This window comes from Cobetia sp. 5-11-6-3, assembly GCF_013374055.1.
Lineage (GTDB): Bacteria > Pseudomonadota > Gammaproteobacteria > Pseudomonadales > Halomonadaceae > Cobetia > Cobetia marina.
In genome coordinates, this window is record NZ_BLWJ01000005.1 from 288,201 (window position 1) to 301,263 (window position 13,063).

Here is a 13,063-nt window from a genome sequence, read left to right on the forward strand (position 1 = left end):
CGTGGGGCGCTGGGCACCCATGGCGCTGGCTGTCGGCATTTCCTCCGTGCGATGATTCCGCGTGATGAATGATCTGCCGTCACGGCAGGCCATTCCTGAGCCTTGTTCGGCTTATCCCCAAGACATAATGGAGTCTGCATGTTGCAAAAGTCCCTGGCCCTGATGGGCGCCTCCGTACTGGCCGTGTCACTTGCCGGCTGTGCCGCTACCGGCAACAGCTCTTCCGGCAACACCGCCAGTTCCTCCAGCTCCTCCAGCTCCATGATGAGCCTGGCCAGCAGCATGCTGAGCAGCCAGACGGGCCAGTCCCTGCCGGCAGCCGACCTGATGTCCAGCCTGACATCCCAGCTGGGCGTGTCTTCCACCCAGGCGCTGGGTGGTTCCGCTGCCATGCTGGCACTGGCTCAGTCCCAGCTGGGTTCCAGCGCGACCTCCGAGCTGTCCAGTGAAGTGCCGCAGCTGTCCAGCCTGACCAGCAGCAGCTCTCTCTCGACCCTGTCCAGCCTTGCCAGCCTGAGCGGCAATGACAATGCCACGGCATTGGCCAGCACCGTCGGCAATGTCGATGACAGTGCGTCTCTGGACAGCGCCTTCTCCGCGCTGGGCATGGACAGCAGCATGGTGTCCCAGTTCGCGCCGGTGCTGCTCAGCTACATGGGTGGCGAAGGTGTCAGCTCGACGCTGCTGAGCTCACTGTCTGGCCTGTGGGGCACCGGCTCCTGAGCCAGCCTCGCGCATGAGGTGTGAGGCATCGGTTTACGCCCGCACATGAAAACGCCCCCGAGCCATTGGCTCGGGGGCGTTTTCGTTTCAGTCCGGCGCCCATCGCAGGCAGCCGTGTCGGGATACCCCGGGCGCGCGATCAGTCGCCGTCGGCATCCGGTTGGGTGGTCTGACGGATGCGCTGTTCCTCGGCATCCACGACTTCGCCGTCCTTGGTGGCATGGCGGGTCAGCGGGGTCTCCTCGCGACGCTGAGCCACCTTGGCGGCGGCCTCACGCTGCTCGGGAGTCTTCGGCTGACCGGCGGCGGAGCCATCGATCACGAACGGTTCGTGCATGGTGCGAACGTTGGCCGGCGGCGCACCACCGTCCTTGTCCTGACCGAAGTACATGGTCATGTGCGGGAACGGGATCTCGATGCCGGCGGCGTCGAAGTGCTGCTTCACGAGCTTGTTGTACTCGCGGCCGATGGCCCACTGGTTGCCCGGGCTGGTCTTGATCATCACACGGATGTTGACCGAGCTGTCGGCGAGCGACGAGACGCCAGCGATGGTGACCGGCTCGAGAATCTCCGCGCCATAACTGCTTTCCTGGAGTTCGTCGAAGGCCGCACGCAGGTGCACGATGGCGTGATCGACGTTCTCGCGGTAGGAAATGCCGTACTCGCCGACATGGTAGGCGAAGTCACGCATGTAGTTGGAGACGGTATCCACCGAGGAGAACGGCACGATATGGAAGGTGCCGGACAGATCGCGGATGCCCACCGAGCGGATGGTCAGGCGTTCCGCCGTCCCGGTCACGCCACCGGCGGTGACCACGTCACCGGTGTTGATGGCATTCTCGAGCTGGATGAACACGCCGGTGATGATGTCCTGCACCATCTTCTGGGCCCCGAAACCGATCGCCAGACCGAGCACCCCGGCACCGGCCAGCAGCGGCGCGATGTCGATGCCGATCTCCGACAGCACGATCATCGCGGTGAAGACGATCATCGCGATGGCGATGGCATTGCGAAACAGTGCCAGCAGGGTTTCCACGCGTGAGGAGGGCTTGCCCTTGCCGGTATCCGGATTGAGCTTGTGCTCGATCAGGCTGGCGATGCCGACCCAGATCACGACCGCGAAGGCGAGGATGAACAGCACATGGAAGATGCGTGACAGCAGCAGGGCCCCGGCGTCCGTTGCCAGCCAGTCGCCAAGCGCCACGATGCTCCAGGCATTCAGCACTATGCCGACCACGACGACCAGGATGATGGCGCGCATGATGCGCAGCGCGGTCGGGATGTAGGAGTTGAGGCGCGTCTCCAGCATCGGCAGCTGACCACGCAGCTTGTCGGACACCTGGATGCGCTTGCCGATCAGCTGCGTCAGCACGCGAGACAGCAGCGCCCCGCCACCGATGGCGAGCAGCGTCTTGAGCGTCGCGGCCATCATGAAGGGCAGCGCCTCTTCCGGTGTCGTCTGCGAGATGATGAACAGGGTCGCGAAGTAGGCCAGCGCGATCAGGTGCCAGGTACGCGCCAGAATGCGCAGGCAGACGGCGATGAAGGCATTGTGGGTCTCGCGGGCCTGATCGAGCAGGCGGTCACGCAGCAGAACACGGTTGCGGCTGATGACCACGATGGCCCAGATCAGCGCGATACCCATGATCAGCAGGCTGACGAAGCTGCCCACGGCCGGTGCCAGATTGTTGTTGATCATCGGTACCACGACGAGGATGCCGTAGCCGATGAAGCCGGCGAGCAATGCCAGTGAACGATTCCAGTAGCGGGCGACCTCATCTCGCATCGGCATCAGGCGCAGGCCCTGGTAGCCGGAGGAGAACAGCATGCGCATCAAGGCCTTGACCAGCTCGATCACCAGATAGGCATTCAGGAACATCGACTCGCGCTGTCCTATCACGCCCTGTTCGCCATAGGCGAAGATGGCCAGCAGATAGCCCCCCAGGAACGCCAGACCGATCACGGCCACATCGACGATCGCCGCGATGATCACTGCCATCAGGGTGCGCAGCAGCGGGCTGCGGTGCTGACCATCCAGCGACCATTGGCTGACGCGACTGAAGAGCGGATGGGCCAGCCGGCGCAGGATCAGGAACAGCCCGATGGTGGAGATTACCACCAGCCCCAGACTGATGGCTTCGGTCATGAAGCGCTCCCAGTCGATGCTGCTGGCATCTTCACTGCCGAGGCCGCTGAGCGTCTGGATCATGCGGTCCAGAGTGGCGGAAAGCTCTGCGACAAGCTCCTGGCTGATCTCGGCCAGCTGGCGAGACAGTGACGGTGAGTCCTCGCTCAGCGTGACTTCCGTCCCCGCCACCTCGGCTGCCTGTTCGCTCGTCTTGCTGTCCAGCTGGCGCAAGCCTTCAATCAGTGCCTCACGCTGGTCGGGGTCCTCGAGCAACGTCGCCAGACTCTCATAGGACGAGCTGGCGGCGTCAGCATCGCTGGCGGGGGCGGCATGCGCCAGGCCACTGACGCTGAGGCACAGCATGATCGCCAGTGCCATCAGGCCCTGTAACCAGCCGGCACTCAGGCGCGAGGCGATCGATGACGTTGCGGTTTGCGCGGGAGGGGAGTGGGGGGGGATCGGGGTCGCCACTGATGGCTTCTCCTGTCTGGTGAATGTCGGATGGAGATGGAGTCGAGTCATGCGGGCTCCCTGAGGTGACGCGGAGGCACCCGGATAGCTGAGCGTCTGTGCCTTTTGGACATCGGCATGGCCACGTCATACGTCAGGCGCTGTCGATTGGATGTGGGAGCGTGATGTGCGCATCCCGCGCACGTACTCTCCTGTGTTATCGGGGCGATTGCAGGTAACCCAACCCCCGATGACGGTATGCGAGAGATTCTTCAGCGCCACAGCCTGCGGCAGCGCTGCGCATCCTTCAAGCCTTGCTCACCGGATTGTTGCAATGTCGCGTTGCAGGAACTGATGTGGCCCGATGGCTGGACAGGCGGTATTGTTGCGATCAATTATTATTACCATCCGATCTCGCCGCCCTGATATTCGCTCCCTGGAGAAACGAATGACCCACTCTTCCCATGTGTTTGCTGTTCCTGCCCTGTCCCGCCTGCGTCGTGGGCTGGTGGCGTCACTGGCGGTCGTGTTGATGGGAGCCGCGGTGTCTGCCGAGGCTCGTGAGGTCCAGACCGCCTATGGTGAACTGGAGCTCGAGGGCACTCCGCAGCGCGTGGTGACGCTCTATGAAGGGGCATTGGATGTGGCGGTCGCCAGCGAGGTGACGCCGCTGGGCGCGGTCACCACGCGCGGCGGTGATGGCGTGGCCAGCTATCTCCAATCTCGGGTGCCGGAGATCGAGATCGTCGGTACACCGCGAGAGTTCAATCTCGAGGCCATCGTGGCGCTCAAGCCGGACATGATTCTGGCTCCCCCGGGGCTGGACAAGGCGCAATATCAGCTGATGTCGCGTCTGGCGCCGACCATCGTGCCAGGCGGGGCGGCGCTCAGCCGGGAGGCCTGGAAGCAGCAGAGCCGAGTCTATGCCCTGGCACTCGGGGAAGAGGCCGAAGCGGAGCTCGAGGCGCGTCTGGCCGCCATCGACGCTCACGCGGCGCGCCTGAAGGCCGAGATGACCACACCGCAGACTGCCAGCCTGGTGCGTCGCATGCCGGGTGGCCTGATGGCGATGTCCGATGAGCTGTTCGCGACCGGCTTGCTCGCCGCGACCGGCTATCAGCTGGTGGGCGGGGATCTGGTCAAGCCGGGGCGTCCGCATTCCGACCCGCTGAGCGATGAGAACATGGCGCGCATCGATGCCGACACACTCTTCCTGGCGACCCTGGATGATTCCTCTGAGGCTGCCGCTGACGCCCTGGCGAAGGAGCCGGCCTTCCAGCGTCTCGAGCACGCATCGCGTGACAGTCTGGTCGGCGTCAATGGTCAGTTGTGGACCAGTGCCAGTGGTCCGCTGGCGGCCGAGGCGCTGCTCAAGGACATCGAGCAGGCGCGCAGTGATGGGTAAGCGGGACTGGCCCGTCTCGACTCATCAGGCGTCATGCCGTCAGGTCGGGAGGCAGCATGGCGGCTGAAGGAGCGTCCTCACGGCCTGGCTCCCCACAGACAGCTCTTCGCCCGGCGACCCGCAAGGTCGCCGGGCGTCTGTCGTTGGGGCAGGTCATGCCAGTGGCGTGTCTGGCGGCGGTACTGGCCTGCCTGGCCAGTCTGTTGTGGGGCGCGGGAGATATCGGCCCTGCCCAGGCGTGGGCGGTATTGATGGGGCAGGGCAGCGAGGAGGCCCGCTTCGTGGTCACCGAGCTGCGTGCACCGCGTACCGTGATCGGCATCGCCGTGGGCATGATGCTGGCCTGCGGCGGCGCATTGATGCAGGTGGTCGCACGCAATCCCCTGGCGGAGCCGGGGCTGCTGGGTGTCAGCGCAGGCGCGGCCTTTGCCGTCGCCATCGCCCTGTTGCTGGGGATGGAGGCCGCAGGCCTGCATGTGCTGGTGGCTCAGGCTGGCGCCTTGCTGGGCTGCCTGTTCGTGATGAGCACGGTGCGGCTAAGTGGTGCACGCCAGGACCCCGTGCGCCTGGTACTGGCCGGTGCAGCGCTTTCCAGCCTGCTGGTGGCTCTCACGTCGCTGGTATTGTTGATCGACCAGCGCGCGGCAGACGAGATCCGTTTCTGGGTCATCGGCAGTCTGGCAGGGCGTTCGCTGGAGGCGCTGGGTGGCAGCCTGCCGAGCCTCATGCTCGCCCTCGCCTTGACGCTGTGGCTGGTCAGGCCGCTGGCGGCATTGGCGCTGGGTGAGGCGGTGGCCAGTGGACTTGGCCATCACCCGGGGCGCGTGCGCAAGCTGACGGTACTGGTGGTCGCGTTGCTGGTCGGGGCCGCCACGGCCCTCGCGGGGCCGATCGCCTTCGTGGGACTGGCCGTGCCTTATGTCGCGCGTGCGCTGTGTGGCGCGGATATCCGCCGCACCTTGTGGTTGTGCCTGCCGCTGGGCGTGGTGATGCTGGTGAGCGCCGACGTGGTCTCGCGTCTGCTCGTTCGTCCTTCCGAGTTGCCGCTGGGCGTGCTGACCACGCTGCTGGGCGCGCCGGTACTGATTGCCGTGGTGCGCGCTCGTCGCCTGCCGATTCTGTGAGTCAGGCTTCAATGCGCCGTTCTTCATGACAGATAACCCGGAAACGCCTATGTATCGCTCCGCTCCTTCTTCATCGGCCTCTTCTGATGCCGGGGTGCCTCGGCGCCAGGCATCATGCCCTGTCGCCACGGCACCGGCCGATACGTTCTGGTGGCGCTGCGGGCCCCTGTCGTTGCTGTGGCATCGGGCCCCATTGCTGGCCAACCTCGGTCTGCTGCTGGCACTGCTGAGTGCCTGCGTGGCCGCCTTGATGCTGGGCAGCGCGGGCCTGGGCCCCTACGCCGCCCTGAAGGCCGCGTTCGGCCATGGTGCATTCGCCGATGTCTTCGTGGTCCGGGAGCTGCGGCTGCCGAGACTGCTGGCCGGCCTCGGAACGGGCGCCGCCTTCTCGTTGGCTGGCTGTCTGATGCAGACACTGGCCAGCAACCGTCTCGCCACGCCGGGCATCATCGGCATCGACAATGGCGCGACCGCCTTTGCGGTTGCCTCCGTCGTCGGGCTCGGCGCCTCGCTGGCGCCACCGGCGATGGCACTGAGCGGCGCCGTGGTCGCCACGGCGCTGGCCTTCGGGCTTTCCGGTGGCATCGGCACGCGCGGCTATCGCTTCCTGGTCGCGGGGATCGGCGTCGGGGCGCTGTTCGGTGCCGGCACCCAGTTGATGCTGGCGCGGGTGTCCATCGATGTCGCCAACAGCGCCTATCCGTGGACGGTGGGGAGCCTCAACGCACGGGATGTCTCCTCGCTCGAATGGCTGGGCATTGCCTTGCTGCTGACGGTGCCGGCGGCGTTGTGGCTGGGGCGAGGGCTCAATACGCTGCGCTTTACCGATTCTGTCGCCATCGGACTTGGTCAGCATGTCGCCCGTGTGCGCATGGCGACGCTGTGGCTCTCGGTACTGCTGACGGCCGCCGCGGTGGCCGTGGCCGGCCCGGTGGGCATGGTGGCGTTGGTCGGTCCCGAGATCGCCCGCTACCTGTCGCGCCACAAGGGAGTGCCCTTGCTGGGTTCGGCATTGGCAGGGGCGCTGGTGATGGTGCTGGCGGACCTCGCGGGACGCACGTTGCTGTCACCTCTCGAGATTCCGGTCGGTATCGTGATGGCGGTGGTCGGCAGCCCCTATCTGCTGTGGATCCTGCTGCGCAGCCCGCGCTAGTCAGGCTGTCCTGTCCGGCCGATGCCCCCATTCACCGTGTGGCTGCCATGTCTGCATCACCGACCTGAGAGCCGCCCGCAGCCCTCGCGGACCAACCGGGTCACGAGGGTCATCGTTTCAGGAGAATGCGCCATGAGCGCTGAACATCATCCACGCTGCGGGGACACCGTGGCCGCCACTCTCAAGGCCAGTGAGCTGTCGCTGGGGTATGGCAGCGGACAGCGGCATGTGGCCGTGATCGATGCGCTGACGCTGGCGCTGCCGGATGGCAAGGTGACGGCCATCGTCGGGCCCAACGGCTGTGGCAAGTCCACGCTGCTGGCCGGTCTGGCCCGCCTGCAGGCACCGCATGCTGGTGCGGTATTGCTGGAGGGTCAGGACATACGACGTCTCGGGCGCCGTGATGTCGCGCAGCGCATCGCGCTGCTGCCCCAGGAGACACACTCGCCGGAAGGCGTGACGGTGCATGAGCTGGTGCGCTTCGGTCGCCAGCCGCATCAGGGAGCCTTCCGTCAGTGGTCGCAGGAGGATCAGGAGGTGGTCTCGGCGGCGATCGCGGCCGCTGACATCGAGAGTCTGGCCGACCGTGAGCTGGCCTCCATGTCCGGTGGCCAGCGTCAGCGTGCCTGGATCGCGATGGCGCTGGCGCAGCAGACGCCGCTGCTGTTGCTGGATGAGCCGACCTCGGCGCTGGATCTCGGCCATCAGATCGAGGTCTTCGAACTGATCCAGCGGCTGGCCCACGAGGAAGGCAAGACCATCGTGATGGTGGTGCATGACCTGGCCAGTGCCTGTCGCTATGCCGACCACCTCGTGGCGATGCATGCGGGCAGCGTGGTCGCGGAAGGTCCGCCCTCCGAAGTGGTGACACCGGCGCTGGTGCGCAAGCTCTACGGTGTCGAATGCCGGCTGATTCCTGACCCCGAGACCGGTACCCCGCTGTTGATCGGCGTGCGGCGCACGGACGAGCGCCTGAGTGGCAGTGCTACCTGAGAGCGCCTGGCACGACTCGGCGCGCGGAATATCAGACAGCAGAAAACAAGAAGGCCTCCCCGAGGGGAGGCCTTCTTGTCACGGATATGGTGGAGGCGACGGGAGTCGAACCCGTGTCCGCCGGCACTCCGCCTTCGGCTCTACATGCTTAGTTTCATTATTTGATTTAACACGACTGCCGCCAATGAACAGGCTACAGCAATGCGATTCTCTGAGTTTTAATCTCGACCTTAGAGACGTCGGCCAAGACGATCCTGTTTATACGGGCTCGTTCTCAATCCACCTTGAACAGGCGCAACGGTATCATGAGCAGCTTATGCAGCTAGAGCGTAGTTGTCGTCGTTTGCGACTATATATTTGCAACGTTTTATTTACGAGATACGTTACGATCTCGGCATGCACCTCAGGGTTTGCCACCAGCGTCGAATGCCAGAACGCCCCCATAACAGTGTTACTGCTTGCTGCTTTGCTACGGTGTCATCATAACAGGTGGAGACTGTGCTACGCCAGTTCAAGGCCTCAGGAATTTTTTCTGGTCTGACAATGATTTGCCGTGATTCAAAGCCCTTGCCTCCCATATCGCAACGGCGCAGGCGCGGCGCGCGATCATGGCGCTGACAGTCTCAGCGATCCCGCAGGATACGTGCCTTCTGGCGGTTCCAGTCACGGTCCTTCTCGGTGGCACGCTTGTCATGCATCTTCTTGCCTTCCACCAGCGCGATCTCGCATTTCACGATCGCGTTCTTCCAGTACAGCTTGATGGGGACGCAGGTGTGACCCTTGTCCTGGGTGCGCGAGAAGATGCGCGCGATCTGCTTCTTGTGCAGCAACAGCTTGCGCGTGCGTTGCGGGTCCGCCACCGCGTGGGTGTTGACCGTCTCCAGCGGATGGATATGACAGCCGAGCAGCCAGGCCTCACCGTTCTTGATCACGATGTAGGTGTCCGTCAGCTGGCCCTTGCCCGCCCGCAGCGCCTTGACCTCCCAGCCTGCCAGTACCAGCCCCGCCTCGAAGGCTTCCTCGATGTGGTATTCGTGGCGTGCCTTCTTGTTCTGGGCGATCAGGTTGCCGCCCTGTTGGGGTTTCTTTTTCTTGCCCATGTTGCCTCGTTTGTCGTGTGCTCCTGCCACTGCCCGACGGACAGCTGGCGCATCCTTCTGGATGGGGGGAGGCGTGTTACCATTCAAGGCCAGACGGCACTTCATGCGCCGGCCCATTGTTCATGATACGCAAGGCGCGTATCCAAGTCAGCGGAGAGCTAGATGCCTACGGTCAACCGGTCTGCCCTGGTTCGGCACTCGGCCCAGGCGATGTTCGATCTGGTCAATGATTTCGAGCGTTACCCCGAATTCCTGCCGGGCTGCAGTGATGCCCAGTTGCTTGAGCAGGATGACGCCCATCTGGTGGGCAGGCTGACTCTGTCCAAGGCGGGCATGGAGCAGAGCTTCGTGACCCGCAATGATCTGTTCGCCCCCCAGCGCATAGAGTTGAGTCTGGTCGACGGCCCTTTCAAGCGTCTCGAGGGACGCTGGCTGTTCACGCCGCTGAGCGAGGATGCCTGCAAGGTCTCGCTGGAGCTGGATTTCGAATTCAGCAATCGCCTGCTGGGCATGGCCTTCGGCAAGTTGTTCAGTCAGGTCGCCGGTCAGATGGTCGAGGCGTTCACGCGGCGTGCTGACCAGCTGTACGGCGCGAATTGATGTCCGCCACAGGCAAGGCCGTAGAGAAGGCCTGATGACGTGGTCTGAAAGGTGAGTCCGACAGGAGCAAGCATGAGCGACAGAATCACGGTCGAGGTGGCCTATGCGCTGCCGGAGAAGCAGAAGATCGTCTCCCTGGCCGTCGCGGCGGGAACCACGGCGCGCGAGGCCGTACGCATGGCACATCTCGAGCAACATTTCCCGACACTGGGCGCCGAGGTCTTTCTCGAGGCGGATCTCGGGATCTTCGGCAAGGCGTTGCGCAAGCCCGATGAGCACGTGCTGGATGCCGGTGACCGGGTCGAGGTCTATCGTGCCTTGATCAACGACCCCAAGCTTGCTCGCAAGCGCCGGGCCGACAAGGCACGCGCCGAGAAGTAGCGGTGTCCTCACCGGGCATCGGCGACCGTACGCAAGACGGGGCACCCTGGGGTGCCCCGTCTGTCATCACGACTCGGTCCCTCTTGCTATCCGAGCGCTGGCGGGCATGCCGTTTCCCGCCAGCCGGACCTGTCGATGACGGGCCCGCTGGCGGTCGACTTACAGCTCGTCCGGCAGGTCAGCGGCGCCTGCACCACTGTCGTTGCGGTTCGGCTGTGCGGCACGCGGGTCGATGTCGAGGTCCGGCACGATGACGGTTTCCTTGTCGATGTCGCCGCTCTTGTCGATGGTGGAAAGCACATCGCCGTCGAAATTCAGCGTGACGCGCTTGTTGATGATCTCGCCGTCCGCTTTCTTGAGGCGATATACGTAGTCCCAGCTATTCTCACTGAAGGGAGCGGTTAGCAGCGGTGAACCCATCACATAGATGACCTGTTCGCGGCTCATGCCCGGCTTCAATTGCTCGACCATTTCCGGCTTGATCAGGTTGCCCTGTGGAAGGTCGCGCTTGTAGACGCTGAAGTAGCTACACCCGGTGAGCAGCGACAGGGCGCTGCAAAAGGCGACTGTTTTGATCAAGTTTTGCATTTGCCCTGAAGATTCCCTATCGTTTTGCCTTGGCCGATCATACCTGATACATCAAGCGACTGCGAAGAGTACCCCAGCATGGCCGATCAGAACCATGAACTGCGCAAGGCGGGACTCAAGGTAACCCTACCGCGAGTCAAGATCCTGCAGATCCTCGAGAAATCGATGGATCGACACCTGAGTGCCGAGGACGTGTACAAGGCGTTGCTTGAGGCTGGCGAAGATGTCGGTCTGGCGACGGTTTATCGTGTGCTCACCCAGTTTGAAACTGCTGGACTGGTGATGCGTCACAATTTCGATGGCGGCCATGCTGTCTTCGAATTGTCCCAGGAAGAACACCATGACCACATGGTATGTCTGGACAGCGGCGAGATCATAGAGTTCTGTGATCCCGAGATCGAGCGCCGCCAGCGCGAGATCGTCGAGGAGCATGGCTATGAGCTGGTCGAGCATGCGCTGGTGCTCTACGTGCGTCCCAAGGACACCAAGAGCGACAGCTGATGCTCAGGCCTCGCCTGTGTCAGGGATGACAAGGTTCGCTGCAGGACAGAAACACCAACGGCCGCCCCACAGGGGCGGCCGTTGGTGTTTCTGGCGTTCGAACTGCCAGGAGGTTCATTGGACGAATGGACGTCGGGAAGGCGGCCTGTCGGGGCTCAGTGACGGCTGTCCGCCGCGCTGAGCATCTCGCGAGCGTGTGCCAGGGTCTGCTCGGACAGGTGAATGCCGCCCAGCATGCGTGCCAGCTCCCGCACGCGGCCACTCTCGTCCAGCAGTGCCATGTGGGTGCGTGTGGTGTTCTTCTCTGCCTGCTTCTCGATATGCAGATGTTGATGCGCCTGGGCCGCGACCTGAGGCAGGTGGGTGACGGTCAGCACCTGGCCCTTGTCGCCCAGTCGGCGCAGCAGCTGACCGACGATCTCGGCGGTCGCACCGGAAATGCCGACATCCACTTCATCGAAGACCAGGCTGGGAATGGTCGAGCGACTGGCGGCCACCACCTGAATGGCCAGCGAGACGCGGGACAGTTCACCGCCCGAAGCGACCTTGGCCAGCGCCCGCGGCGGCTGCCCCGGGTTGGCACTGATGCGGAAGTGGATGCGCTCCATGCCTTCGGGTTGCGGGCGCTCGCGTGGCTCGACGGCAACCTCGAACGTCGCCTTGCCCATGCCGAGGAAGGCCAGTTGATCCTGGATGTCGCTGGCCAGCTGGGGGGCGGCAGCGGCTCGTGACGTACCGACCTCAGTAGCCAGGATCTTCCAGGCATCCCGGCGGGCCGCCACTTCCTGACGCAGGGCCTCGATGGCCTCCTCGTCACCCCCGAGCCCTTCCAGCTCCTCGCTCAGTCGCTGGTGCAGGCCATGCAGCTCCTCGGGCAAGACATGATGCTTGCGGGCGATCTGGTGGATGCGCCCAAGGCGCTCATCGACGAAGGCCAGACGCTCCGGGTCGAGTTCGGTGACTTCGACGAAGCGGTTCAGCTCGCGTGCCGCTTCTTCTATCTGGATGCGTGCCTCTTCCAACATGCCCAGTGCGCTGGCCAGCGAACCCTGCTCGCTGCCCGGCAGGTGTGTCAGTCGCGCCACGGCCTGATTGAGGCGCGCGAGGGCACCTTCATCATCATGATCGCAGCACTCGGCGGCGGCCTGCGCCTCGCTGAGAATCTGTTCGGCATTGGCCAGGGTTTCCTGCTCCTGCTCCAGTGCCTCCAGCTCGCCCTCGCTGAGTGCCAGCTCATCAAGCTCCTCGACCTGATAGCGCAACAGCTGGCGACGAGCGCGTACCTCGTCGCCATCATTGCTCATGCGCTTGAGGCGGCGATGTGCCTCCTGCCAGTGGCGGAAGTCCTCGCGCAGCTGCGTGACCTGCGTCTCGATCCCGGCGTACTCGTCGAGCTGACGCAGGTGCGTCTCTTCCTTCAGCAGCGAGTGGTGGGCGTGCTGGGAATGGATGTCGATCAGGTGCTCACCCAGTTCCCGCAGGTCCGCGATGGTGCAGGGGGTGCCGTTGATCCAGGCCTTCGAGCGTCCGCTGGCGGTGATCACCCGGCGCAGCAGGCAGTCGTCGCTGCCCAGCTCGCGTTCGTCCAGCCACTCGCGCGCGTCGCTGAGGCTTGTGATATCGAAGCGTGCGATGAGATCCGCGCGATCCGCGCCGTGTCGCACGCTGCCAGCATCGGCACGTTCGCCCAGGCACAGGCCGAGTGCACCGAGCAGGATGGACTTGCCGGCCCCCGTCTCGCCGGTGATGGCGGTCATGCCGCGGCGAAAATCGAGTTCCAGTGTCTCGACGATGGCGAAATCTTGAATGGCGAGCTGTAGCAGCATGACTACCTCCGAAGGGAAGCTGGGGCGTACGCCGTGCCGATCATTGCCCGTTTCGGGGGTGACTACGGAGTCGCCATACAGGATGTACATA

12 protein-coding genes and 1 other RNA gene are annotated in these 13,063 nt (G+C 64.1%); 8 read left to right on the forward strand and 5 right to left on the reverse strand.

Annotated elements, in window-relative coordinates; genetic code table 11:
* The first annotated feature begins 138 nt into the window (after nucleotides 1-138).
* Nucleotides 139-723: a DUF2780 domain-containing protein gene (locus HXS66_RS11030; protein ID WP_077379535.1), complete on the forward strand. Its 585-nt coding sequence runs from the start codon at nucleotides 139-141 to the stop codon at nucleotides 721-723.
* 139 nt (nucleotides 724-862) lie between these two features.
* Here the strand turns inward: HXS66_RS11030 and ybiO are convergent, their stop codons facing one another.
* The gene (ybiO, locus tag HXS66_RS11035) at nucleotides 863-3,322 is read right to left on the reverse strand and encodes a mechanosensitive channel protein (protein ID WP_176503551.1); all 2,460 of its coding nucleotides are present in this window, start codon (nucleotides 3,320-3,322) and stop codon (nucleotides 863-865) included.
* Between the two features lie 427 nt (nucleotides 3,323-3,749).
* On the opposite strand from ybiO, the gene HXS66_RS11040 reads away from it, so the two are divergent.
* The 4 genes from HXS66_RS11040 to HXS66_RS11055 all read left to right on the forward strand — a co-directional run bounded on the left by HXS66_RS11040 (nucleotide 3,750) and on the right by HXS66_RS11055 (nucleotide 7,976).
* Nucleotides 3,750-4,706: an ABC transporter substrate-binding protein gene (locus HXS66_RS11040; RefSeq protein ID WP_176503552.1), complete on the forward strand. Its 957-nt coding sequence runs from the start codon at nucleotides 3,750-3,752 to the stop codon at nucleotides 4,704-4,706.
* Nucleotides 4,707-4,861: 155 nt separating this feature from the next.
* Nucleotides 4,862-5,830, forward strand: coding sequence for an iron ABC transporter permease (locus HXS66_RS11045; RefSeq protein WP_077379982.1), 969 nt, complete (start codon nucleotides 4,862-4,864; stop codon nucleotides 5,828-5,830).
* A gap of 49 nt (nucleotides 5,831-5,879) precedes the next feature.
* Entirely contained in the window at nucleotides 5,880-6,983 is a 1,104-nt protein-coding gene (locus tag HXS66_RS11050) for an iron chelate uptake ABC transporter family permease subunit (protein WP_176503553.1), read from the forward strand.
* A gap of 132 nt (nucleotides 6,984-7,115) precedes the next feature.
* Nucleotides 7,116-7,976: an ABC transporter ATP-binding protein gene (locus tag HXS66_RS11055; RefSeq protein ID WP_176493790.1), complete on the forward strand. Its 861-nt coding sequence runs from the start codon at nucleotides 7,116-7,118 to the stop codon at nucleotides 7,974-7,976.
* Nucleotides 7,977-8,063: 87 nt separating this feature from the next.
* Here HXS66_RS11055 and ssrA read toward each other — a convergent pair.
* Nucleotides 8,064-8,418, reverse strand: a transfer-messenger RNA (tmRNA) gene (gene ssrA / locus HXS66_RS11060).
* A 181-nt stretch (nucleotides 8,419-8,599) separates the two neighbouring features.
* Complete coding sequence (smpB, locus tag HXS66_RS11065; RefSeq protein ID WP_077379524.1) at nucleotides 8,600-9,076, reverse strand: SsrA-binding protein SmpB; 477 nt, start codon at nucleotides 9,074-9,076, stop codon at nucleotides 8,600-8,602.
* Between the two features lie 162 nt (nucleotides 9,077-9,238).
* Here smpB and HXS66_RS11070 point away from each other — a divergent pair, with 162 nt between their 5' ends.
* Both HXS66_RS11070 and HXS66_RS11075 read left to right on the forward strand, forming a co-directional pair.
* Nucleotides 9,239-9,676: a type II toxin-antitoxin system RatA family toxin gene (locus tag HXS66_RS11070; RefSeq protein WP_077379522.1), complete on the forward strand. Its 438-nt coding sequence runs from the start codon at nucleotides 9,239-9,241 to the stop codon at nucleotides 9,674-9,676.
* A 72-nt stretch (nucleotides 9,677-9,748) separates the two neighbouring features.
* Nucleotides 9,749-10,057 (forward strand): RnfH family protein, encoded by a 309-nt coding sequence (locus HXS66_RS11075; RefSeq protein WP_176503554.1) that lies wholly within the window; start codon nucleotides 9,749-9,751, stop codon nucleotides 10,055-10,057.
* A gap of 159 nt (nucleotides 10,058-10,216) precedes the next feature.
* Here HXS66_RS11075 and HXS66_RS11080 read toward each other — a convergent pair whose 3' ends face one another.
* Nucleotides 10,217-10,645 carry an outer membrane protein assembly factor BamE gene (locus tag HXS66_RS11080; protein ID WP_077379518.1) on the reverse strand — a complete coding sequence of 143 codons (429 nt, stop codon included), beginning with the start codon at nucleotides 10,643-10,645 and terminating at the stop codon, nucleotides 10,217-10,219.
* A gap of 78 nt (nucleotides 10,646-10,723) precedes the next feature.
* Between HXS66_RS11080 and fur the strand changes: the two genes are divergently transcribed.
* Entirely contained in the window at nucleotides 10,724-11,146 is a 423-nt protein-coding gene (gene fur / locus HXS66_RS11085; protein ID WP_077379516.1) for a ferric iron uptake transcriptional regulator, read from the forward strand.
* A gap of 155 nt (nucleotides 11,147-11,301) precedes the next feature.
* Here the strand turns inward: fur and recN are convergent, their stop codons facing one another.
* Nucleotides 11,302-12,972, reverse strand: coding sequence for a DNA repair protein RecN (gene recN / locus HXS66_RS11090; RefSeq protein WP_077379980.1), 1,671 nt, complete (start codon nucleotides 12,970-12,972; stop codon nucleotides 11,302-11,304).
* Nucleotides 12,973-13,063 lie beyond the last annotated feature (91 nt).

Coding starts and splice junctions, on each gene's coding strand:
- HXS66_RS11045 (WP_077379982.1), top strand. CDS start 4,862: ATGCCAGTGGCGTGTCTGGCGGCGGTACTGGCCTGCCTGGCCAGTCTG.
- HXS66_RS11030 (WP_077379535.1), top strand. CDS start 139: ATGTTGCAAAAGTCCCTGGCCCTGATGGGCGCCTCCGTACTGGCCGTG.
- HXS66_RS11055 (WP_176493790.1), top strand. CDS start 7,116: ATGAGCGCTGAACATCATCCACGCTGCGGGGACACCGTGGCCGCCACT.
- HXS66_RS11040 (WP_176503552.1), top strand. CDS start 3,750: ATGACCCACTCTTCCCATGTGTTTGCTGTTCCTGCCCTGTCCCGCCTG.
- smpB (WP_077379524.1), bottom strand. CDS start 9,076: ATGGGCAAGAAAAAGAAACCCCAACAGGGCGGCAACCTGATCGCCCAG.
- HXS66_RS11075 (WP_176503554.1), top strand. CDS start 9,749: ATGAGCGACAGAATCACGGTCGAGGTGGCCTATGCGCTGCCGGAGAAG.
- HXS66_RS11070 (WP_077379522.1), top strand. CDS start 9,239: ATGCCTACGGTCAACCGGTCTGCCCTGGTTCGGCACTCGGCCCAGGCG.
- fur (WP_077379516.1), top strand. CDS start 10,724: ATGGCCGATCAGAACCATGAACTGCGCAAGGCGGGACTCAAGGTAACC.
- HXS66_RS11080 (WP_077379518.1), bottom strand. CDS start 10,645: ATGCAAAACTTGATCAAAACAGTCGCCTTTTGCAGCGCCCTGTCGCTG.
- HXS66_RS11050 (WP_176503553.1), top strand. CDS start 5,880: ATGTATCGCTCCGCTCCTTCTTCATCGGCCTCTTCTGATGCCGGGGTG.
- recN (WP_077379980.1), bottom strand. CDS start 12,972: ATGCTGCTACAGCTCGCCATTCAAGATTTCGCCATCGTCGAGACACTG.